The sequence below is a fragment of the Marinobacterium sp. BA1 genome (genome assembly GCF_041155135.1).
GTDB lineage: Bacteria > Pseudomonadota > Gammaproteobacteria > Pseudomonadales > Balneatricaceae > Marinobacterium > Marinobacterium iners.
In genome coordinates this window covers 3,760,113-3,782,541 of the sequence record NZ_BAAFHC010000001.1, presented here as the reverse complement: position 1 = coordinate 3,782,541, position 22,429 = coordinate 3,760,113, and the positions used below count along the sequence as shown (strand labels likewise).

Genomic DNA, 22,429 nt, shown 5'->3' with positions numbered 1-22,429 from the left:
CTCACAAAGCGTCCTTATCCGCCGCATCACGGCGGGTCAAAAACATGGCATCGCCATAACTGAAAAAACGGTAACGCTCGGCCACGGCATCGGCATAGGCCTGCATGATCGACTGATGACCTGCAAAGGCACTGACCAGCATCATCAACGTCGACTCAGGCAGATGGAAATTGGTAATCAGCCGATCCACCGTACGAAAGCGATAGCCCGGGTAGATAAAGATATCGGTATCGCCATAGAAAGGGGCGATTTCGCCGGACCGGCTCGCCGTCTCAAGACAGCGCACACTGGTCGTTCCTACCGCTACAACTTTATTGCCCCGGGCCTGAGCGGCTTTCACTGCCGCACAGGCCTCATCGGAGACTTCGATATATTCGGCGTGCATGTGGTGCTCGGCAATGGTGTCGACCTTGACCGGCTGAAAGGTGCCCGCGCCTACATGCAGGGTGACAAAGGTTTGCTCGATGCCTTTGTCCTTCAGCTGCTGCAACAACGCTTGATCAAAATGCAGCCCTGCCGTCGGAGCCGCAACGGCACCGGGCTTACGATTGTAAACGGTTTGATAACGCTCGCGGTCAGACAGCTGATCCTCACGTTTCATATAGGGCGGCAGCGGCATGTGACCGTGCCGCTCCAGCGCGGACACCAGATGGTCGTCCAGATTAGTAAATCTGAGCTGGAACAGGTTTTCCTGACGCCCCGTTACTTCGGCCTCAAGCCCGCCTTCAAACAGCAGCCGCGCACCCGGCCTGGGCGCACGACTGGCCCGAATGTGCGCCAGCGCGGTGTTTTCGGAGGTGACCCTTTCCACCAACATCTCGATCTGGCCGCCACTCTCTTTCTGCCCGAACAGCCGCGCCGGAATCACGCGGGTATCGTTAAACACCAGCAGATCGCCGGGCTGCAGCAATGTAAGAAGGTCGGTAAACTGTCGGTGGGTCCGTTCACCGGTATTGCCGTCAAGGCAGAGCAAGCGGCTGGCACTGCGCTGTTCCAGTGGATAACGCGCAATCAGCTCTTCCGGCAGCTCGAAATAGAAGTCTTTTACCTGCATGGGACTCAAACTGGAAACCTGTTGGAAAGATTGAATTCTACCTGAGTAACAGGTTTTTTTCAGTCCTGATTGACGAACCAGCAAAGACAAATATAATATGCGCCTTCACTGCAGGGGCTTCACACTTCGAAACCCCGTCGATACAGTGCCAGCGTGGTGAAATTGGTAGACACAGGGGATTCAAAATCCCCCGCCTTAACGGGTGTGCCGGTTCGAGTCCGGCCGCTGGTACCACTTAAAAGCTTTTCATTTCAGCAGGTTACAACGCTGAAGCCACATCCTAGCAAACAACTTATATGTCCACACTCGTCTGAGTGTCCACAAAGTGTCCACTTTGATTCAGTATAGCCGCGCGAAATTTTTGACAACGATTAGCGCATAATTTGGCACAAGCATAAAACGAAATGGCACGTTAGAAACACCCTAATCATCCTCATATCCAGCCCCTCCTTGCGCCTCCAAGATATTTGTCGCAAGCTTGCAGCACTGCCTTGCATGATCGGAGGGGATCGATTGCTCACATGCTTGGCGATGGATCTAGCTCAACATGGAGTGAATTATGGATATCAGTAGCGCCCTAGCCTCACTGGCCAAGAAAATTGAACAACGCGGCAGCATAATCGAAACGGAAGAAGCAACCAAAAACGCATTTGTAATGCCATTCCTCAACAACGTCTTAGGGTACGACGTTTTCGATCCTTCGGAAGTAATCCCTGAGTTCACGGCCGATACTGCAACAAAGAAAGGCGAGAAAGTAGATTATGCCATCATCAAAGACGGCATAGTGCAAGTTCTGATTGAATGTAAAAAGTTTGGTGAGCAACTATCACTGAAGCACGCCTCTCAACTTTATCGATATTTCTCTGTGACCAATGCTCGAATTGCCATCCTGACCAACGGCGTTGTATATCAGTTTTTCACTGATTTAGACGCGCCCAACAAGATGGATGAAAAGCCATTCCTAGAACTAGATCTATCCAACATTGACGAGCACATTGTTCCAGAAGTCGCAAAGCTGACCAAGGAAGACTTCGATGTTAACTCTGTGATCAATTCGGCAGGCGAACTGAAATACATGAACCAGATCCGTAAGGTGATTGCAGCGCAGCTGGCAGAGCCTGACGACGACTTCATACGGTTCTTCGCATCTAGAGTTTATGATGGGGTGATTACGCAGAAAGTCCGTGAGCTATTTGCGGACTTAACGGTCAAAGCATTTAAGCAGTATCTCAATGACAAGGTCAATGAACGTCTCAAATCAGCTCTTCAGCGTGACTCAGAGTCTACAGCCTCCACCAAGGAAGCAGAAAACAAAGACGATGAAGATGACTCTGAAGAAAGCAAGGTTGTGACAACCGAAGAAGAAGTCGCAGGTTTCAACATTGTCCGCGCAATTATGTGTCAGAATGTTGATATCGAACGAGTGACTCCACGAGATACACAAAGCTACTTCGGTGTGCTGCTGGATGACAACAACCGCAAACCTATATGTCGTCTGCATTTCAATCGCTCACAAAAATATATCGGTATCTTCGATAAGGATAAAAAGGAAACCCGTCATGCCATTGACAGAGTTGAAGACATCTTCCAATTTGCGGATCAACTCAAAGAAACCTGTTCATTCTACGAATGATTAAGCCTACTCGGCAGCATGTTCAGTAAAGCATCAACTCATGCCTCGGCAGTGCCGGGGCTTTTTGTATGACCGCCCACCTCTGATAAACACCATTTCCCCCCGTTGCGACACCCACTCCGTCACTCACGTTTACCCTGTACCCTAATACCCGTGGTGCTCAGAGTGCGGCAGACTCGCTATGAATCAGAGCAAAAATTAGAACAAGGTCTTGGTGTAACCCTCCCCTAACATCCGTACATGTGTGTGCAAGCCCTCTATCCATATCAACATTCATCGCACCAGATATTAAACCACCGGGTATCCATTCCCGGAGGTTTCAATGTACAAGCAATTCAAGTTCACTAATGCCCGCATACGGGCATTACCCGCCGACCCTGCCTCATCACTCAGTACCGAGTGACCGACCGTGCCTGTCGGCAAGAATGGCAGCAAGCGCTTTTAGCCGGCTTCCTGTATCTTTGCCGGGCACACACCGGGACAGCCCCGCTGGTAACACTCTTTTGGTTTTGCTCACCTCACCGCCAAGCAGAAATTTTCCTCTGCAGCTCTATCCGTTGTTGCACCAGCGCCTGACTGACTTCAGGCCCTACAAATGCTGCTTTTGCAGATGTTCGAAGCATACTTTCAGGGACATCATGATACTGCCCCGGCTGTAATGGTTTGATTTTGAGACAACCTCGACACAGGTACTTATTCAGAATACCCAAAGAATCCTGGAATTCCTCTTGCCTCTCCACCCCGCGCTTGGTCAAGGGACGGGGCTTATCCGGACACACTCTGTTCCATGCATAGCGGTCTGCCAGTACCTCATTCACGCAGGTGATCCGTCCATGGCATTCATCTCTCGCTTCGACATTCTGCATACACATCAGATCAACAAGGCTAAAGTTATCGACTCTATGCCCGATCTCATGCCACAGAACAAAAGAGTAGATTTCGTCGTCGGCAAGTGCCGACCAATCCAGTTCGGGCCGGGTCCTCCCGCACTCACGAAAGGTTCGTGTATTAATAGCAGACGCCAGTGAAATAACACCTCGCTCATGTGCCACCTGCCTTTCCTCACGAACATCGGGAAAAATCGGCATCGCCCAAAGACTATACCGTCCCCATGCCTTTTCCGGCTCCGTATAGGTACAGATTTCCAGCGCGACACCGGAACATTTGGCAATTTCGGCGAATTTACGGTACTGGCCTCGGGTAAGACGCAAAATCACATCACTTTTCATGACTGCCACCTCGACAAACTAAGCCAGAACAGCAAAACCTATAAATAACTCACGGATGCCACTTCCTGATTATAGTTCAATCGCGACCTGGGATCATTTTCGCCTGTAAAGTATAGGCAGCTTCGAAAATTTATTACCAATGTTTCAGCAACCCACTGTGCATCACGGATATCTTTCGTTTTTTTGGACTGCCTATAGTCCTGCAAAATTCGAAAGGCATTTAATGCCGACCATTTTGAAAAGTAGCTGTCGATTATTTTTTCAGCTGGCTGTCCATCAAAAAGAATAAATGGATATTTTGAGGTATCCAGCTTAATGTCTTTTATGGTGTGCAAAAGTGCCTTCCGTGGTTGCCTTATGCTATTTTTAAGATCACTTAGCCATACTTTTTCATTATCCACAAAATCATGACTGGGCGGTATTTCATCTACTGGTATTTTGCTCTTGATATATTCATCTATAGCCTCCAGCATTAAATTAATGGACGCTTCATACTCAGAGCGATTGAATAAAAACTGGATATACCCACTCTTTCCCTGCAGGTCAGACGACCACCAGGCATCATATCCCTTAATGTCCATTTCCCAGGCAATAGTTTCTTTGTCAGGATGGCTGACGCACACCCTTTCATGAATATCGGTATCTTCAGGAAATCCGCATGAGCAGTTGAATACATGGTACCCTCCTGGCTCGATCGTTGATTTCACCAGAGCCCCGATATCCCACACCAGATCATCGTTATCGAATACATTTTCACCTGCAGAGAAGGGAAGTGGATCTTGTGTTTTACCGGTATCGATCTCGTACTTGGTACGTTCAGAGGACAGCTGCAATCGGGGCTGAAAAAAAAGATCATGGCCCGGAGGATCGGAGTATGTTTTTCTGACATCCAAGTGCCAATCCAGTTTCACTCTGTATGACTGACGGGCAAGCCTGGCGAGACAAGGAAGGTCTATTTCACTTATGGCTTGCCATTGTGTTTCGATTTGCTCTGACGACTGTGTATTCATTAACAGGTCATAAGCCTGCCTCAGTTCTCTTTTGGCTTTTTGCGCTCTGTGACTGAACAGTTGCCACCGGAATGAAGGAGAAAAATCATCCTGTTCATGCCAGTCCCACACACATAAGGTTTGCTCAAAATATTGGCGTGCCTCCGACAGAGTATTGTCGTTGGGCGGGGCCATATCATCTGCATTTGACTCCCCCCTGTAATCCCAACTGTCCCAACCGCAAAAAAAACAGTAATAGTCGGGCGATGGACCAAGCGTCGGATAGCCACAGGCCGGGCAGACTCCATGCCCGTTACAGTAGTCGGGGTGACTACAAAAAAACCGGTATCTTGCCGTAAAGTCGCTGAGCTGCCGGGTATCAGTATCCATCTTTCCGCCTGATGTTTTTCTGTTATTGATATTCAGGCGTCATTCAAGCCAGCTGCATCCGATACTTCTTGAATGACTCGGCCTGCTCGAAGATGTCCTTGTATACCTCGTCACGATCAACCGGTGGATAACCGTGCTTGGCCAACAGCAGAATCAGCTCCACTTTCAACTCTGCCTTGATACTCTCGCGCTGGCTCCAGTCGGTATACCTGGCCTTGTCATCCACAACCAGTTTCACGGCCTTGGCCAGTTCGATCAGCTTATCATCCGGATAGCTGAAATCGTACTTGGCCGCCAATGCCTTCAAGATGTCGTAGAACGCCTTTTCCTCGAAATCGATGCCAAGCCCTTCAAAGGATTGAATCTCCTGCCGAAGCTGGTGATACAGGTCAATGATCTCATCGGAGAAGTCTTCCAGCACATTACTGACCAGCACATCATCTTCCTTGCGCTCATTGTACCTCTCGACCAGTGCCTGGAAGCGCTTGGAGAACTCGATCGCCTGTGCCCGGTTGGTCTTCTTGAACTGGCCGATCGCTTTGGCCAGCAGTTGCTGCAATAGCTTGATTTTGGTGTTTGGCAGTTTGATTTTCTCGATCTTGGCCAGGTAATCGTCATCGAAGATATCGATCTCCGACTCATCATCACTGCCGACCTTGAACACTTCCTCCACCCCATCACTTTTCAGCGCGTCTTCGATCATCGCCCGAACCCTGGCGTTCATTTGCGCAGTATCCGGCGCGTTGCCCTTGGTCAGTTTGAACACTATCGAACGCACTGCCAGATAGAAGTGAACCAGGTCTCGATCTGACTGGGACAAGTCCTCACTGCCGCAGCAGATGTCGTAGGCCGCTTTGAGACGCTTCACCAGCGCCATGAACCGCTTTTCCTGCTTATCGGTCAGCATGGCGAACTCGGCGGCCATGTTGAGGCAACTCAACTGCGCCAGCGGCTCACCGGTAAAGTAGGGCTGCATATCGAATCGGTGGAACAGCTTGTTCAACAGGTCCAGATGATCCTTGACCGCAATAACCGACTGGCGAACATCCTCGAAGTTGGTCTCTTCGGTTTTGGAATACTGTGCCAGCGCCTTGTTCATCTGCGCCTTGATGCCGATGTAATCGACCACCAGCCCTTTTTCTTTGCCTTCGTACTTGCGGTTAACCCGCGAGATGGTCTGAATCAGGTTGTGCCGCTGCACCGGTTTGTCGATATACAGGGTATCGAGGAAAGGTACATCGAACCCGGTCAGCCACATATCCACCACGATGGCGATCTTGAAATTGGACTTGGAGTTCTTGAACTGACGATCCATCTCTTTGCGGTCATCCTTGGTACCCAGCAGGTCCCAGAGCGCCTTCTTGTCATCCTTGTTGCGGGTCATCACCATCCGTACCCGGGCCGATGGCTTGATCTCCTTGCGCTCCTGTTCGGTCAGCTGAACACTATCATCACAGGCTTTGACCTCAAACCACTCGGGCCGAAGGGTCTCCAGCTCCTGATACAGCTGCCAGGCGATCTCGCGGGAGCTGCTGACAAACATCGCTTTGCCCCTGATCGTCGCACCTTCCGTGACCCGTTTCTCGTAGTGCTGTACAAAATCGGCAGCCAAAGCACGAATACGGTCCTGGTCACCCAGAATCGAGTTCATGTTGAGCATCGCCTTCTTGCTCTCGTCAATCTGGTACTCGCTGGAACCCTCCTCGGCGCACTGTTTGTAGTATTCCTCAATCTCGGTCAGCTTGCCGTTATCCAGCGTGACCTTGGCAGCACGGCCTTCGTAGACGATACGCACGGTGATTTCATCGTGAACCGACTCGGTCATGGTGTAGGCGTCGACTACCTCACCGAACACATCCAGCGTGGCGTCGATGGGCGTGCCGGTGAAGCCCACATAGGTCGCATTGGGCAGGGAGTCGTGCAGGTACTTGGCAAAGCCAAAGGTACGAATGACCTCGGTTTCGGTCACTCTAACCTTCTGATCCAGATTGATCTGGCTACGGTGAGCTTCGTCAGAGATACAGATCACATTGCTGCGCTCGGTCAGCAACTCGGTATCTTCAGTGAACTTGTGAATGGTGGTCAGAAAGACACCGCCACTGTTGCGCCCCTTCAACAGCTCACGCAGATGCTGGCGGCTCTCCACACTGATCACATTCTGGTCACCGATATAGGCCTTGGCGTTGGTGAACTGCGCCGACAGCTGATCATCCAGATCGGTACGGTCGGTGATCAGCACGATGGTCGGGCTTTCCAGCTCCACGCTTTTCATCGACAAGCGGGTCAGGAACTGCATGGTGAAGCTCTTGCCGCAACCGGTCGCCCCGAAGTAGGTACCCCCCTTGCCATCACCCTCGGGCTTACGGTGGGCCAGAATATTGCGGTAAAGCTTGTTGGCCGCGTAGTACTGGGGATAGCGGCAGACAATCTTCACTTCATGTTTGGAGCTGTCCGGAAAGTAGATGAAGTGACGGATAACGTCTCGCAGTCGGTCCTTGTCGAACAGGCCACGAATCATGGTGTAGAGACCGTCGATGCCATCCCTTTCCACCGACTCATCACCGGTAATCTTGCGCCAGGCATAGAAGAACTCGTAAGGCGCAAACAGCGAGCCCATCTTGTTGTTCACCCCGTCGCTGATCACACCGAAGGCGTTGTAAACCAGCAACTGAGGAATGGCACGGCGGTAGCGCGTCGCCAGCTGGACGTAGGCATCGTGGATGGTCGCTTCTTCGCGGATGGCGCTCTTGAATTCGAACAGCACCATCGGCAAGCCGTTGATGTAGAGGATACAGTCGGGAATGCGCTTCTCGCCGGTCGGCCCCTCAATTTCAAGCTGATTCACCACCCGGTAGATATTGCTGTCCAGGCCGAACCGCCCCGAGGCATCCGCGGCCATGGCCAACTCGGGCAACACCGCTGCAAAGGCACGCTCGGTGCCCTGGTAGTCCACCAGTTGGATATACAGGTCTTTCTGGTTGCGGTCTTCACGCTTGAGCAGGAAACCATCCGACAGCCACTTCATGAACTGGCGGTTGCTGTCGTAGAGATCACTGGCCGGCAGGGTTTCCAGCTGCCGCACAACGGATTCGATTTCAACCGACGTGATGTTATCGGCGGCATAGCGTTCCGCCAGATAATCCCGCAGATCATCCTTGAACAGCACTTCGTGCAGTGGACGCACAAGATCGCCACCGGGTTGATGGGCATAGCCCTGCTCGCCCAGCAGTTGAATAATCGCCGCTTCCAGCTTGGCTTCGGTGAACTTCATATCCTTTTCCCTGTACTGTCCGGCCGCGCCCCTGCCCGCGCCGTTACATCAATGCTTGCCTTTATTCGTTAGCTGTTGGGTATGCTCGATAAAGGCATCAAAGTCACTTTTCTGGCCCGCCAATGTTTCACGGCACCGGGTTTCGTACTTATCGTACTCCGCCTCGGCCAGCTGCTTGGCCACTGTTGCCGATACCTGCCCTGCGTTCTGCAGGATCTCATGTTCGTTAAATTCAAGGAAGGCGTCCAGCTTGCTGGCCCAGTCCTGCATGGTCATCGGCCTTTTCTTGGCAGCTTGGCTAGCTGCGTAATCCAAATACATCGTTACAATTTGGTTGAGGGCGGCCATTTCATCCTGAGTCAGGTAGTTCTTGGCAACGGATACATCCCTTTTGCTTACCCGGGCACCGGACCAGCTGGTGAGGCCCATATTGGGCTGGGTGCTATCGGCCCGCTCCCGGATCAGCTCCGGTGCGGTATGGCCATGGATCGCCCAATGCAGCTTGTTCTGCACGGTGGCGAAGAAGCGCTGACTCAGCTGGGCATTCTGGTTGTAGTCCACCGCTGTGGCATAGATATCGGTGATCTTCTGGTAGAAGCGCCGCTCCGATGCACGGATATCCCGAATCCGCGCCAGCAGCTCATCGAAGTAGTCCGCGCCCAAATCCCGGTCGGGATTTTTCAGGCGCTCGTCATCCATGGCGAAGCCCTTGATCAGGTACTCTTTCAGCACCCGCGTGGCCCACTGGCGGAACTGAATACCCCGGTTAGACCGCACCCGATAACCCACCGCCAACACCGCATCCAGGTTGTAGTGATCGAGCAGCCGTTCCACGTCTCGCGTGCCCTCCCGGGCAACTGTCCGGAATTTCCGGATAGTTGAGTCCGGCTCCAGCTCGCCTTCATCGTAGATGTTGTTCAGGTGCTCGCTGATGGTCTTGGACGACTTTTCGAACAGTTCGGCAATCTGCCGCTGGGTCAGCCATAGGGTGTCATCCACCACCTTCAGTTGCAGGCGGATAGAGCCGTCTTCAGAGGTGAAGATCTCCATCGGCAAGGGGGCTTGGCGCATCGGGTTCTCCTTTTTGTGATCGGCCTTCCCTGGCCGGTGCGTGGGTCCCGGTGGCATTGCTCCGGGATGGATGTTTTTTTCGGGCGTGTGGTTTAATTCACCGCTTCTGCGATCTGCCGCTCGGCATCCGGGATATGGAGTTCGCCGGAGATGAGTTTGGGTAATAAAGTATCTCTGACATTCTCAAGAAAACACACATTCTCAAGATTTAGGCTTCTTTTATTAAACATAGAAGAAACCTTTTTTGAAAAAAAATCGATCAAATCAAAATCAGGGACACATATTTTTATAAAATAGGCATTATTTCTATTTAGACCAGGAACAGCAGCATCAGTATTCATATGCTCCAAACCTAAATTCTTAAGCAAATAGAAACAATATTGGAGGGGATATCCTTCCTTACTCTTAACATAAAAAACTGTATCAATTGGATGGAAAGGTTTATCCTCCCAATATAAAGACCCCACAGTTCCTTTCCGCCCAACGATGACGCCTGGGCCGTCCACTAAAGAAACATTGTGATTACCATTAACCCCCCCTGACCCATAGACAGGAAATTCACCTTCCATACGGTCACTTTTTTTAAGTGCTTTTCCGTAGATTAACTCAAGCACGGAGTCCAATCTAGAAACTACCCACCCCTCCGGAACCCACCCCATTTCGTCCGTAAGTTCAAACTCACTGGGAAACAGCGCACGAATCTCATCCGGCAGTCCGGGCACTGACGCCTCACCCTGAGCCACTGCATCACGAAACTGCCTGCGCTGTTCAGCACGGGCTTCCAGCTCTTCAGGTATCGGATTGCCTGCGTCCAGCGCATTATCGATCACCGGATCGAAATCCACGAACCAGCTCTTGAACAGGGCTTGCGCCATCTGTTCAAGGGTCTGATTTATTTGGCGATTAAGTTCTAGTTTTTCATCAAAAACGCCAAGAACACGTGCTATATTTTTTTGATTTTCAAGGTCGGGTATTTTTAGCGGAATATCTCCGAGAATACTTGTATTCAGATTTGGCATTGTCGCGCCGATAGCATGACGTATTATCCACTCATGATTCCAAGGACTACTAAGATGATAGGCCAAATATCTTGGGTCGATATACTTTCCAGGTCGTACAAGAAGGCAACCCGTTCCACAAAACATCCCTTCTTCATGCTGTCTAATTAAGGCTTTTCTTGTTACATCACCTCGGCGGGAATACACAATATCACCGGCTTTCACGATGTGCTTGGATAAACGCTGAGCATCAGCATGTGATATATATGCAATATCTGCGAGATCGATGGTCCCATCCACTATATTAGCTGGCATAATGCATGGAACACCCGTTGGAACGTAGTCAGAGGCATGAAGTTGACTTCCGAACGGGCCTGTTTGAATGAAGCCTCCACCACGCTTTGTAATCTGCCCTAGGGTGACACTTTCAAACTCAATTCCCATAACCCAACACCCCCAGATTCTTCCGAATCACCGCATCCAGCTTCTCGGCTTCATCCATCTGCTGGTAAAGGGTCCGGCTGAGTTCGGCCATCTTGGTCTCGAACGGGATACCATCATCTTCGATTTCGGCAGCACCGACATAGCGGCCCGGGGTCAGCACAAAATCGTTGGCCTCAATTTCATCGAAGGTGGCCGACTTGCAGAAACCCGCCTTGTCTTCGGTCGCTCCCGGCATCCTGCCTCCCGCGACACTCGCGCCTCCCTGTGCAGCGTACTCACCATTCCATCTACCTGTACGCCAGTTGTGATAGGTGCCGGCGATCTCGGCGATATCCTCGGTGGTCAGTTCCTTGTGGATACGGCTGGTCATGGTGCCCATCTGACGGGCGTCGATGAACAGGGTCTGATTTACGCGACTGCGGAAGCCACGTTCCTTGTCGGCCTTCTTGTTCCTGGTCAGGAACCAGAGGCAGACCGGAATCTGGGTGGTGTAGAACAACTGCCCCGGCAGCGCGATCATGCAATCCACCAGATCGTTCTCGATGATCTCGCGACGGATATCGCCTTCGCCGCTGGTGTTGGACGACATGGAGCCGTTCGCCATTACGAAGCCCGCAGTGCCGTTCTCACTGAGCTTGGCGATCATGTGCAGAATCCAGGCGTAGTTGGCATTGCCGGTGGGCGGCACTGTATAGCCGGCCCAGCGAGGGTCCTTGGTCAACTCGTTGGCGGCACGCCACTCCTTCTGGTTGAACGGCGGGTTGGCCATGATGTAGTCGGCCTTCAGATCCGGGTGCTGATCCTTGAAGAAGGTATCCGCGGCTACGTCACCCAGATTGCCCGAGATTCCCCGGATGGCCAGGTTCATTTTGGCCAGTTTGTAGGTGGTGCCGGTGTATTCCTGGCCGTAGATGGAGATGTCTTTCTGGTTGCCGTTGTGGCTGTTCACGAACTTGATCGACTGCACGAACATACCGCCGGAGCCACAGCAGGGGTCGTAGATCTTGCCCCGGTAAGGCTCAATCATTTCCGCAATCAGGGTAACGATCGATTTGGGTGTGTAGAACTCGCCCCCGCCCTTGCCTTCACTGGCGGCAAACTTGCCCAGGAAGTATTCGTAAACGCGACCGACCAGATCCTGCTCGGTCATGTGGCATTCGTTGGCCATCGTTTCAATGTTGTTGATGGTATCGACCAACGCGGCCAGCTTGGCGGCATCCAGTCCCAGACGGGAGAAGTAGTTGTCCGGCAGGGCACCGCGCAGCGCGGGGTTGTTCTTCTCGATGGCATGCAGGGCGGTATCGATCTTGACCGCAATATCATCCTGTTTGGCATGCTTGAGAATATGGCTCCAGCGGGAGGTCTCCGGCAGGTAGAAGACGTTCTTCATGGTGTAGAATTCCACCATGTCGACGTAGTCACCCTGCCCCTCATCCATCATTTCCTGACGGCGGGCCTCGAACTTATCGCTGATAAACTTGAGGAAGATAAGACTGAGTACGATGTGCTTGTACTCAGAGGATTCGACGCTGCCACGCAGCTTGTTGGCGGCGTCCCAGAGGGTCTCTTCAAACCCTTTTGCATTTTTTACAGCTGCTTTTTTTGCCGGTGCTTTTTTTGCTGGTTCAGTGGCCATGTGTACTCGTTGTCAATGCGTCCCTTTAATGACGGATAGAGTACCCCATTGGCCGGAGGGAATGAACGCACCGGCACAACTGTAGTGGTCAAGTCATTTTGGACTCAAGACCCAAACACCTGCTTCAGCAGTTCGGTTGTCCGTGCCGCAGGCTGCTGACGTATCAAGCGTTCTTCCTCACCCAATCGAAGAAACAGCCCTTCAAGCGCCCGCGAAGTGACATGCTCATTCAGGTCTGGGCTGAACCCCTGCAGCATTGGCAGATATGACTCGGCCTGTTGCACCAGTGCTTCATAGGCGAGGCTAACGCCGCTGGCAGACATGGCCTCGCTGATCAGCGGCTGCATACGCTGCTGTAGCCGGGTTGACGTTTTGTCACGAAAATACTCGGTTGCGGCGTTATCGCCACCGGAGTAAATACGTCGGGCATCTTCCAGTGTCATCTGTTCAAGTGTATCCAGAAACACGGGCGTGGCTTCACTGATTGCCTGCTCTGCAGCGCGGTTCATGCTGCGCTCAAAGGTTTCCACGTAAGACTCAAGCCCGGCACGACGCAGCAGCCCGGCCCCGCTTTCCAGCATGCCCGGCAACGGTATCCGCACGTCGGGGCGGCCATAGTAGCCATCGGTTGTGGCAAGCTGGCCGATGGCACGCTCGCCACCCACTCGCAGGGCTTCTTTGAGTCCGCGTGCCAGAGTCGCTGTGTCCATACCCGCCGGCACTGCCATTTCGCTTTGCTCTGCGCGGTTTTGCCCCTCCAGCAATTGCTGACCCTGTTCGAGCAGGTCATCCCAGGCAGCCGTGGCCTGTGGCACAACCATGGCACTGGTCCAAAGGGTTATTGCCATTATGTGCACTGCATTGCGTCGTATCATTTTGGGTATCCCTGAATAGCGAATCAGCAGGCAGTATAGAGTAGTACGGATCAAGCTTCAGTCGTTCAACTCCACCGGACTGCCCAGTATGTTGACCTCGGTAACCAGCCGATCATCGCCCAGCAGAATGATCAGCGCCAGCAGTTCATCAATGCTTTCCACCGCCTCACCGCGCACAGCCAGTTCCGGAACAGCGGACATATCCAGCAACAGAAAGTCTGCTTCGGTCCCCGGCTGCAGGTTTCCTGCATATGCCTCCAGCTGCAGCGCTCTGGCACCACCCAGAGTTGCCAGGTAGAAGGCATAAAGCGGATTCAATGGCTCGCCGCGCAGTTGTTGCACCCGTAACGCATCTGCCAGTGTTTTCAGTATTGAGCAACTCGGCCCAGCACCTACATCGGTCCCGACCGACAGGGAGACGCCCGCCTGCCGCAGGGCCTGCAACGGCATCAGTCCAGAGCCCAGCAGCAGGTTGGACGAGGGGCAATGTGCCACACTGGCGCCACTGGCACCCAAGCGCTGCTGTTCGGCGGCACTCAGATGGATGGCATGTGCGAACAGGCTGCGCGGGCGCAACAGTCCATAGTGATCATAGACATCCAGATATCCCTTGCACTCGGGAAAGAGTTGCTGGACGCGGTCACATTCAGAGGGCGTTTCCGCAAGGTGGGTTTGCAGGTAAAGGTCGGAATGACCATCAAGACGGTCGCCACACCAGGCCAGCAAAGCTTCGGAACAGGCTGGCGCAAAGCGAGGGGTCAGTGCGTAGCTGAGCCGGTCAACCCCATGCCAGCGTGCGATCAGCTCATCGCTATGTTCACGTGCCTGCTCCAGAGGCTCACGCAGTTCAGTCGGTACCAGTCGATCCTGCAGTACCTTGCCACTGATCGTGCGCAGTTTGTATCGCTGCGCCACTCGAAAAAAGGCATCCGCACTCCAGGGCTGCACTCCGGCGAATACCATTGCGGTTGTCGTACCGTTGCGCAGCAGCTCACGGATAAAGCGCTCTGCCATCGCCTCTGCCGTCACGGCATCATGAATGGCGGCCTCGGCGGGAAAGGCTCGTTTGGATAGCCACTCAAACAACGCTCCGGCCGGGCTGGCCGCGATACTCAATTGTGGATAGTGGGTGTGGGTATCGATCAGTCCAGGTATCAGAAGGCAGCCGCGACGATCTTCAATAACCTGTCCCGCAGGCAGCTGTGCCTGCAGCGCTTTATACTCCCCAAGCGCTTTGATCCTTCCCTGTTCGATCCAGAGCAGGCCGTCCTGCAGGTGCTCGATTGCTTGCTCACCCTGTTCGGCTGGACTGGCCAAACAGTGCAGGACAGTCGCACGGATCACGCGAGAGGATGTAGTCTGACTCATGGCACGCAACACCTTCAGTTCAGCTGGCTAACGTACACAGGGTATATCCTCCCAGCGCGTGGTGTAAGAGGGAGACAGCCGCTCCCGCTTCATCGCCCACCCGGTGCGCATGCCCTGCCCTGCAAAAAACACCTGCCCACGACCGCTTTGGTTGATGTGATCCAGCACCTGCATCAGCTCTCGACTGCCAGGGGACGCCGTCGGTGTATCAAACATCTGCAACCGGTACCCGTCGCAACAGGCGCCGTTGGCGCTCGGGGCAGCTCAGATCGACGACTCCGCCTGTGGCCGAATACTGCTTGGCTGCATGATTGGCAAGCTTAGCCAAGGTTTTGGTCGGTGCGATGCCAACACCGGTGGCAATTCCTGTCCAGCGCATGACCCGTTGGCGCACTTGCAGACCAAATGTTTCAAGGCAATGAATGTGACTAACGCCAGTGAGATCAAGGAAAGCCTCATCGATGGAATAAACCTCGACTGCCGGTGCCATGTCTTCAAGTACACTCATCACTCGGGCTGACATGTCGGCATACAGGGCATAATTGGAAGAGAAAACCGCCACCCCATAACGCCGGGCCAGTGCCTGAATCTGAAAAAACGGCACAGCCATACCAATTCCCAGCGCTTTGGCCTCAGGCGAACGTGCTACCACGCAGCCATCGTTGTTCGACAACACCACAACCGGAGAATATTTAAGGTCAGGCCGGAATAGCTTCTCACAGGAGGCATAGATCCAGTGAAGATTCACTCACTTGTCATAACACCCTCTTGTGCAGCGCAGCAGACGTCACTATAATACTAATGTCTAACACACAAAGCTTGGGGAGTGTTGTTATGAAATTCAATCAATACACCGGTATTCCAAATGATGATCGCCGCATCCAGCAGGAGCTGATCGCCATGGGATATGCAGATCAGCCCTACAAGGCTGAGCCCGGCGCACTGTCGAAGCTGCTGTCTCAGACCGCAGAATTTCTGACTTGGATGCGCTGGAAGGGTGAAGTTGGCGTATACGGATGCCGTATCGGGGCAGACGCTGCCCGCCGGATGGAGGCAGTAACGGCTGCCTGATCCTGACACTTCGGTGTTTTTCCTTATCTGTTGTTTGTTGTTATTCCATCCGCTCCGGCTTGCCTGAGCGGATTTTTTTTGCCCGTCTATACTGCATTGACCTGCGACAGTATGCCGCAGGTTGTCAAAGCGCTACGTTGTGTATACTTTATAAGTAATATACTTATTATTAAAAGTAATAACGGAGGCGCAACCATGCACCCCTTTAAGGCTTCAGTACCTCAAAATCCCGGACGCCGCCGAATTCTGCAGATGGGGGCAGGCGCAACCGCTCTGTCTGCTCTGCCCTTCGGCTCAGCCTTTGCTCGTCAGGGCAGCAATGCACGCATCGTCATTCTTGGTGCTGGAGCTGCAGGCACCGCCATTGCCAATCGCCTCAACAACTCGCTTTCAGGCGCCAAAATCACCATCGCAGGTGAACGTCAACAACACCTGTACCAGCCCGGTTACACCCTGATCGCGTCAGGCCTCTGGCCCACTGACAAGGTCGCAACCAGTACCGCTGAATGGCTGCCATCCGGTGTCAGCTGGATTCCTTCTGATGTCAGCGAGTTCATGCCAGACCAACGCAAGGTCAAACTGACAAATGGTCAGGTACTGGAATATGACCTGCTGGTCATCGCCACTGGCTGCCAGTTGAACTACACCGATATTGAGGGCATGAGTACTGACCTTATCGGCCAAAAGGGTATCGGTAGCGTCTACGCCAGCCCTGCTGCGGCCAGTGCCACCAACATCCAGATCGAGTCACTGATCAGCAAAGGGTCGGGACGCGCCATTTTTACCCTCAGCAATACCGCCATCAAATGTGCTGGCGCCCCACTGAAAATGACGTTTACCACCCTGTCACGACTGGAGGATACCGGCAAGCGTGACCAATTCCAGGTGGACTTCTTTACTCCATTCCAGAACCGCGTGTTTTCAGTACCTGTATACAACGATTTCGTGCTGAACCGCTGGCAGGAGCAACAGGTCGGCCTCCACGATCAGCGCACGCTGGTCGGTATTGATGCGAGCAGCAAAACTGCATTGTTCTCGTCAGCAGATGGCCAGACAAAACGGGAATCCTATGACTTTATCCATGTCGTTCCTCCAATGAGCGCACCGGATGCAGTACGCCAGAGTGAACTGGCCTGGCAGGAAGGACCCATGGCTAATCAGTGGCTTGAGATTGACCAGTACAATCTGCAACACCGCCGCTACCCCGAGATTTTCGGTGTCGGCGATGTTATCGGCACTCCCTTCGGCAAAACGGCCGCCAGTGTGAAGAAACAGGCTCCCGTAGCAGAGGCAAATATTCTGTCCTATCTGGCGGGCCAGCCCCTGCTGGCGAAGTATGACGGCTACACCTCCTGCCCACTGATTACTTCAATTGGCCGTGCCGTGCTGGCCGAGTTCGGTTATGGCGGCGAACTGATGCCATCCTTCCCCTTCATCAGCCCGACCGAAGAGTCCTGGGCAGTGTGGGTAATGAAGGAAAAAATGCTGCAGCCGGCGTATTACGCCATGCTCAACGGACAGGTGTAGGAGGCAACAATGACTTTTGAAGGCGTCATCACGATTATTCTTTACTCGCTCAAGCCTTACTGGTGGTTATTGGTGCTTCTGCTGGTACCGCTGGTACTGACTCAGCTGTCAGGCTGGAAAAAGCATGGACCAAGACCCGGCTTCCTATACTTGCTGTGTGTCGTTGTAGGCATTGGAGCTGCACTGGTGGCCCCCGCACTGACAATGTCAAAACTGAGCTATGTTGCGACAACAACCGATTGGCTGTCGCTGCTGGCCGTTGCTGTCGGGGCAGCCATTTACTGCTTCCTTCTGCTCAGCCCGGTACTGCGCCGAGCCTCCTGAGAACGATCGGCTTGAAACTACCCGGAATCCATCCGGGTAGTTTCTGCGTACCCCAGACTGAATAATTGTCGATGAGGTATGCATGTCACTCCCCTGCCTGCGTCTGATTCTGGGCGACCAGTTAACACCGAACATCTCCAGTCTCAGGGATATGACCCCTGAGCAGGATATGATTCTGATGTGTGAACTGGCCACCGAAGCCACCTATGTTCACCACCACAAGCAGAAGCTGGTATTGGTGTTGTCTGCCATGCGTCACTTTGCCCGTGAGTTGCGCCTGCTGGGCTTCAAGGTGCATTACGTTACGCTGGATGCACAGGACAACAGCGGCAGCTTCTTCAGCGAAATTGAATCCGTACTAGCTCGCTCAGGCTGCCGACATGTAGCACTGACGGAACCGGCCGAGTATCGCCTGCAGGATCAGTTCCGACATTGGCAGCAGCAGCACCCGCAGTGGCAGATTGATATTCGCGAGGATGATCGTTTTCTCTGCAGCCATGATAACTTCCGACGCTGGGCTCAAGACCGCAAGCAGCTGCGAATGGAGTATTTCTATCGACAGTTACGCCAGGAATACGGCATTTTGATGGAGCAGGGCCAACCGGCCGGCGGGCAATGGAATTTCGACCGGGAAAACCGCAAGCCGCTGCCGGCCAATAGAGTCATGCCGACACAACCTCAGTTCATGCCTGATGAGATCACGCTGGATGTCATCAAACTTGTTGAAAGTCGCTTCGGGCAGCACTTCGGGTCTCTTGAGTCGTTCAACCATGCCGTCACACGGGAACAGGCCCTGCTGCAACTATCACATTTTTTGGACAGCTCACTCCCCCTGTTTGGCGACTACCAGGATGCCATGCGTCAAGACGAGCCCTGGCTGTACCACTCTTTGCTCAGCACCAGCATCAACCTGGGATTACTCCATCCACTGGAAGTGATTCAGGCGGCACAGGAGCGATGGCAGCAGGGGCAGGCTCCCTTGAATGCCGTTGAAGGTTTCATTCGCCAGATTATGGGTTGGCGTGAGTATGTTCGGGGCTTGTACTGGCTATATATGCCCGAATATGCCAGCCGCAATTACCTGAATGCCTACCGCTCGTTGCCCTCGTTTTTCTGGAGTGCCGACACCGATTTGAACTGTTTGCAGCAGTGCATTTCACAAACACGTGACTACGCCTACGCACACCATATTCAGCGTTTGATGGTGATCGGCAATTTCGCTCTGCTCGCCGGGCTTGACCCAGAACAGGTCAGCCGCTGGTATCTGGAAGTCTATGCCGATGCCTACGAGTGGGTTGAGTTGCCGAACGTACTGGGCATGGTACTTTTTGCGGACGGTGGCGAGATGGCCAGCAAGCCCTATGCTGCAAGCGGCGCCTACATCAACCGCATGTCGAATTACTGCAAACACTGTCGCTATGACGTACGCCGCAAGTCCGGACCCGATGCCTGCCCATTCAACTACCTGTATTGGGACTTTATGGCGAGGCATGAGTCATTGCTGAGCCAAAATCCGCGACTTGGACTGACCTACCGGCAGCTGCACAAAATGGATGAAGAGCAACAACAGGTGCTGCAGCAAAGTGCCCGTATATTTCTGAAGTCGCTCGATCAGACAGACTAGCGCAGCAGCACCCCTAGAGAGCCTTCCGGCAGTTCGGACAACGGCATGCGACGGAAGGTTTTCAATTGGCTTTGACGCAGTTTTTCCACCGCTTCAAGTGGCAGGCGGTCTGTCAGACGCAGGTAGCGATCCACCATTTTGAGGCGCTCGTCTCGTTTGGCTTCCTGATCCCGCGCAACCTCAAGAAACAGCTGTGCCAGATTAAGCAGGGCCGGCACATTGCCGGGATCATATTCGATGGCAAGACCAAAATAGCGGATCGCCTGAGATCCCTTGCCGGCCAGGTAGTGTTTGACCCCAAGCCGATTGACCTTGTCGCTCATCTCCGGGTCTCGACGAACCTGACGAGGCGCCTCTCTGGCCGAGTCGTGCTCTGGTTCCGGTTCCAGCACAGGTACCGGATCGCCCGACAGGGTCAGACGCTCGCGTTCAAGCTGCAAAGGCTGACTGAGAGCAGCATTTCGGCGCTGAGCCTCCTCACTCAACCGCCGCGCCTCTTCCTGATCGCCCATATCCTCGCTTGCCTGAGCCCGCAACAGGGCTGTTCTGACCTTCAGCGCAGGATCCTTGGAAAAGTTGTATTCGGCATTGTTCAGAATGGAGTCCATATCATTGCGCAGCTCGATCTGGCGCCGCGAATCTGCACTTTTCATTTCGAGCCGCCTGATGTTCGCCAACCGCAGGTAGGGCTCCGGTGAGCGGTAGCAGCTGCGCCGACCCAGCACGATCGATTTTCGGTAAGCACCTTCGGCCAGTTCAAGCACACGAGTCTGGGTCGCAACCCGCCCCAGCTCCATCTGCCGAGGAATACCCAGCGGAGCCTTGGCGGTCGCAACTTTAAGTGTCTCTCGCGCCTGTTCCAGATCACCGTTCTTTTCATGCACTTGAGCGCGCAGATCATATGCCGCGATCAGCAGTGGATAACTCTCGATCAAACTGTCGAGTAGATCGCCTGCTTCACTCAGCCTTTGCATTCCAATTAATGCCTGCGCCATGCACAGCCCCGTATCCTTGTCGGGGTCTTGCCAGAAAATCGGTTCAAGCACCTCATAGGCCTCGTCCGCTCGACCCAGCTGAGTCAAAAGGTTGGCTTTAATACGGCGTGCATAGTCAATGTTGGGATCATGCCGAGGGATGTCATCGCAGGCCAGGACAGCACCCTCAAGGTCACCCACCTCAATCGACTGCTCTACCGGCCTCAGCATCTGTTTGCGCAGCACCAGCTGGTCGAGCCGACTCTTGAGCTCATCAATGGAAAAAGGGCGTGTCAGCAGGTCATCAGGCCGACTGTCGATAGCGTGAAGCACCACCTCCTGTGAGGCATCACTGGTCATGAAGATCCAGCCAGCTGTAGGACGGATATAACCGAGAAAGCGAGCTTCCTCAAGCAGCTGCATACCCGTCACGGCGTCACTGCTGTTATGACCAAGCAGGATAATATCGAATTGTTCCTCCTCGATCAGCTGCAACACTTTTTCGTTCACGGTGGTTGCTTTCAGGTTTCTGACGCCAAGCTCACGCAGCATGTAGTAGATCGTAGAGCGCAGGTTACCGCTGCTGTCGATCAGCAAAACGTTCTTGTCGGAGTAATCTACCTTGCGTGAAGCCACCGTGGCCTATCCACCCTATGCCAAACACTGTGTACCGACACACAAGGGCCGGCAATCAGCAATGAGTATACAGGGCATGGGCACACGCAAGAAGTATTCACGCAATGAGGAGGGGGATAAAAAAACACCGAGCGTTGGGTGAGAACACTCGGTGCAGAAGACAGTTCTATGCTGTGTGGACACTATAAAGAACCTGATGGCGGCACGGCATGACATCGATCAATAGTTGGGTTAACCGCATGATAAAGACCGTCTTAAGACCAAGGCCTAAGCCTCTCGGGACGCCTTTTCCTCTAGAATGTTGACAGTAGAGGAGTATGCTAAAGCCATGACAACAGCATTTATCACCCACAAGGACTGCATGCTGCACAATATGGGGCCGGAACACCCGGAGAGCCCCGTGCGGCTGGTTGCCATTAACAAGGTACTGCAACGCACCGGGTTGCTGGATCAGCTGGATCAGCTGACCGCTGTTGAGGTAACTGAAGAGCAGATATTACTCGCACACCACCACCTGCACCAGAAGCGGCTGGAAATGAAAGTGCCGGACTCGGGCGTGGTCTATACCGATGACGATACGGCCCTGTGTCCAGATTCTCTGAAGGCGGCAAGCCTGGCTGCCGGTGGCGTCATTCTTGCGACCAATCGCGTCCTGAGCGGTAAGGCCGAAAACGCATTTTGTGCGGTCCGCCCGCCGGGCCATCACGCCGAATACAATCTGGCCATGGGCTTCTGCTTCTATAACAACATTGCCATCGGCGCTGCCCACGCACTGCAGCAAGCAGGCATAGAACGAGTGGCCATTCTCGATTTCGACGTACATCACTGCAACGGTACTGTCGATATTTTCAAAGACCGCCCGGAAGTGCTGGTCTGTTCGACGTTCCAGCACCCCTACTACCCGGAGCGCTATCACGAAATCGATCGAGCCAACATCATCAACTGCCCAATACCGGCTCACAGCGATCCAAGTCTGTTTCATGATGCCATTGAAAAGTGCTGGCTGCCGGCACTTGAGGCGCACAAGCCCGACATGATCTTTATCTCGGCAGGCTTTGATGCCCACAAGGAAGACCCGATGGCAGACCTGAATCTGGATGAAGAGGATTACCGCTGGGTCACTCAGAAAATAAAAGCGTTTGCCGACCGCCACTGTCAGGGCCGAATCGTGTCTGTCCTTGAGGGCGGATATAACCCGGTGCCGCTAGCCTTCAGTGTACAGGCACACTTGGAAGTACTGGCCGGATTTTCAGAAGGCTGACGCCAGACACGACACTCGCACAAACAAAAAAGGCTGCCGATAGGCAGCCTTTTT

At 53.4% G+C, this 22,429-nt stretch carries 18 protein-coding genes and 1 tRNA gene; 7 read left to right on the top strand and 12 right to left on the bottom strand.

Annotated elements, in window-relative coordinates:
• Position 1: 1 nt before the first annotated feature.
• A complete protein-coding gene (queA, locus tag ACAM29_RS18195) occupies positions 2–1,054 on the bottom strand; it encodes a tRNA preQ1(34) S-adenosylmethionine ribosyltransferase-isomerase QueA (protein ID WP_369625158.1) in 1,053 nt (350 codons plus the stop codon).
• 147 nt (positions 1,055–1,201) lie between these two features.
• On the opposite strand from queA, the gene ACAM29_RS18190 reads away from it, so the two are divergent.
• Both ACAM29_RS18190 and ACAM29_RS18185 read left to right on the top strand, forming a co-directional pair.
• Positions 1,202–1,288, top strand: a tRNA-Leu gene (locus ACAM29_RS18190).
• Between the two features lie 325 nt (positions 1,289–1,613).
• Complete coding sequence (locus ACAM29_RS18185; RefSeq protein WP_369624977.1) at positions 1,614–2,687, top strand: type I restriction endonuclease; 1,074 nt, start codon at positions 1,614–1,616, stop codon at positions 2,685–2,687.
• Between the two features lie 518 nt (positions 2,688–3,205).
• Here the strand turns inward: ACAM29_RS18185 and ACAM29_RS18180 are convergent.
• The 10 genes from ACAM29_RS18180 to ACAM29_RS18135 all read right to left on the bottom strand — a co-directional run bounded on the left by ACAM29_RS18180 (position 3,206) and on the right by ACAM29_RS18135 (position 15,706).
• Positions 3,206–3,916, bottom strand: a complete 711-nt coding sequence (locus tag ACAM29_RS18180; protein WP_369624976.1) for a hypothetical protein — start codon at positions 3,914–3,916, stop codon at positions 3,206–3,208.
• Positions 3,917–3,954: 38 nt separating this feature from the next.
• Entirely contained in the window at positions 3,955–5,295 is a 1,341-nt protein-coding gene (locus ACAM29_RS18175) for a hypothetical protein (RefSeq protein WP_369624975.1), read from the bottom strand.
• Between the two features lie 43 nt (positions 5,296–5,338).
• Complete coding sequence (locus tag ACAM29_RS18170; protein ID WP_369624974.1) at positions 5,339–8,566, bottom strand: type I restriction endonuclease subunit R; 3,228 nt, start codon at positions 8,564–8,566, stop codon at positions 5,339–5,341.
• Between the two features lie 48 nt (positions 8,567–8,614).
• Positions 8,615–9,637, bottom strand: coding sequence for a virulence RhuM family protein (locus tag ACAM29_RS18165; protein WP_369624973.1), 1,023 nt, complete (start codon positions 9,635–9,637; stop codon positions 8,615–8,617).
• Positions 9,638–9,729: 92 nt separating this feature from the next.
• A complete protein-coding gene (locus ACAM29_RS18160; protein WP_369624972.1) occupies positions 9,730–11,079 on the bottom strand; it encodes a restriction endonuclease subunit S in 1,350 nt (449 codons plus the stop codon).
• On the bottom strand, positions 11,069–12,715 hold the full coding sequence (locus ACAM29_RS18155; RefSeq protein ID WP_369624971.1) for a type I restriction-modification system subunit M: 1,647 nt from the start codon (positions 12,713–12,715) through the stop codon (positions 11,069–11,071). The genes ACAM29_RS18160 and ACAM29_RS18155 overlap by 11 nt, the downstream gene beginning before the upstream one ends.
• 104 nt (positions 12,716–12,819) lie before the next feature.
• Positions 12,820–13,563, bottom strand: coding sequence for a DUF4197 domain-containing protein (locus ACAM29_RS18150; protein WP_369624970.1), 744 nt, complete (start codon positions 13,561–13,563; stop codon positions 12,820–12,822).
• Positions 13,564–13,647: 84 nt separating this feature from the next.
• Complete coding sequence (gene guaD / locus ACAM29_RS18145) at positions 13,648–14,958, bottom strand: guanine deaminase (RefSeq protein WP_369624969.1); 1,311 nt, start codon at positions 14,956–14,958, stop codon at positions 13,648–13,650.
• A gap of 27 nt (positions 14,959–14,985) precedes the next feature.
• Positions 14,986–15,174, bottom strand: coding sequence for a DUF4113 domain-containing protein (locus ACAM29_RS18140; protein WP_369624968.1), 189 nt, complete (start codon positions 15,172–15,174; stop codon positions 14,986–14,988).
• On the bottom strand, positions 15,167–15,706 hold the full coding sequence (locus ACAM29_RS18135; RefSeq protein ID WP_369624967.1) for a hypothetical protein: 540 nt from the start codon (positions 15,704–15,706) through the stop codon (positions 15,167–15,169). The genes ACAM29_RS18140 and ACAM29_RS18135 overlap by 8 nt, the downstream gene beginning before the upstream one ends.
• An 86-nt stretch (positions 15,707–15,792) precedes the next feature.
• Here ACAM29_RS18135 and ACAM29_RS18130 point away from each other — a divergent pair, with 86 nt between their 5' ends.
• The 4 genes from ACAM29_RS18130 to ACAM29_RS18115 all read left to right on the top strand — a co-directional run bounded on the left by ACAM29_RS18130 (position 15,793) and on the right by ACAM29_RS18115 (position 19,504).
• The gene (locus tag ACAM29_RS18130; protein WP_206836180.1) at positions 15,793–16,029 is read left to right on the top strand and encodes a hypothetical protein; all 237 of its coding nucleotides are present in this window, start codon (positions 15,793–15,795) and stop codon (positions 16,027–16,029) included.
• Positions 16,030–16,224: 195 nt separating this feature from the next.
• Positions 16,225–17,556, top strand: coding sequence for an FAD/NAD(P)-binding oxidoreductase (locus ACAM29_RS18125; protein ID WP_354406798.1), 1,332 nt, complete (start codon positions 16,225–16,227; stop codon positions 17,554–17,556).
• 9 nt (positions 17,557–17,565) lie between these two features.
• Entirely contained in the window at positions 17,566–17,880 is a 315-nt protein-coding gene (locus ACAM29_RS18120) for a hypothetical protein (protein ID WP_091828120.1), read from the top strand.
• Positions 17,881–17,962: 82 nt separating this feature from the next.
• On the top strand, positions 17,963–19,504 hold the full coding sequence (locus ACAM29_RS18115) for a cryptochrome/photolyase family protein (protein ID WP_369624966.1): 1,542 nt from the start codon (positions 17,963–17,965) through the stop codon (positions 19,502–19,504).
• On the opposite strand, the gene ACAM29_RS18110 is transcribed toward ACAM29_RS18115, so the two are convergent.
• Positions 19,501–21,114 (bottom strand): response regulator, encoded by a 1,614-nt coding sequence (locus ACAM29_RS18110; protein ID WP_206836189.1) that lies wholly within the window; start codon positions 21,112–21,114, stop codon positions 19,501–19,503. The genes ACAM29_RS18115 and ACAM29_RS18110 overlap by 4 nt on opposite strands.
• A gap of 328 nt (positions 21,115–21,442) precedes the next feature.
• Here ACAM29_RS18110 and ACAM29_RS18105 point away from each other — a divergent pair, with 328 nt between their 5' ends.
• A complete protein-coding gene (locus ACAM29_RS18105) occupies positions 21,443–22,375 on the top strand; it encodes a histone deacetylase family protein (protein WP_369624965.1) in 933 nt (310 codons plus the stop codon).
• The last annotated feature ends 54 nt before the right edge of the window (positions 22,376–22,429 follow it).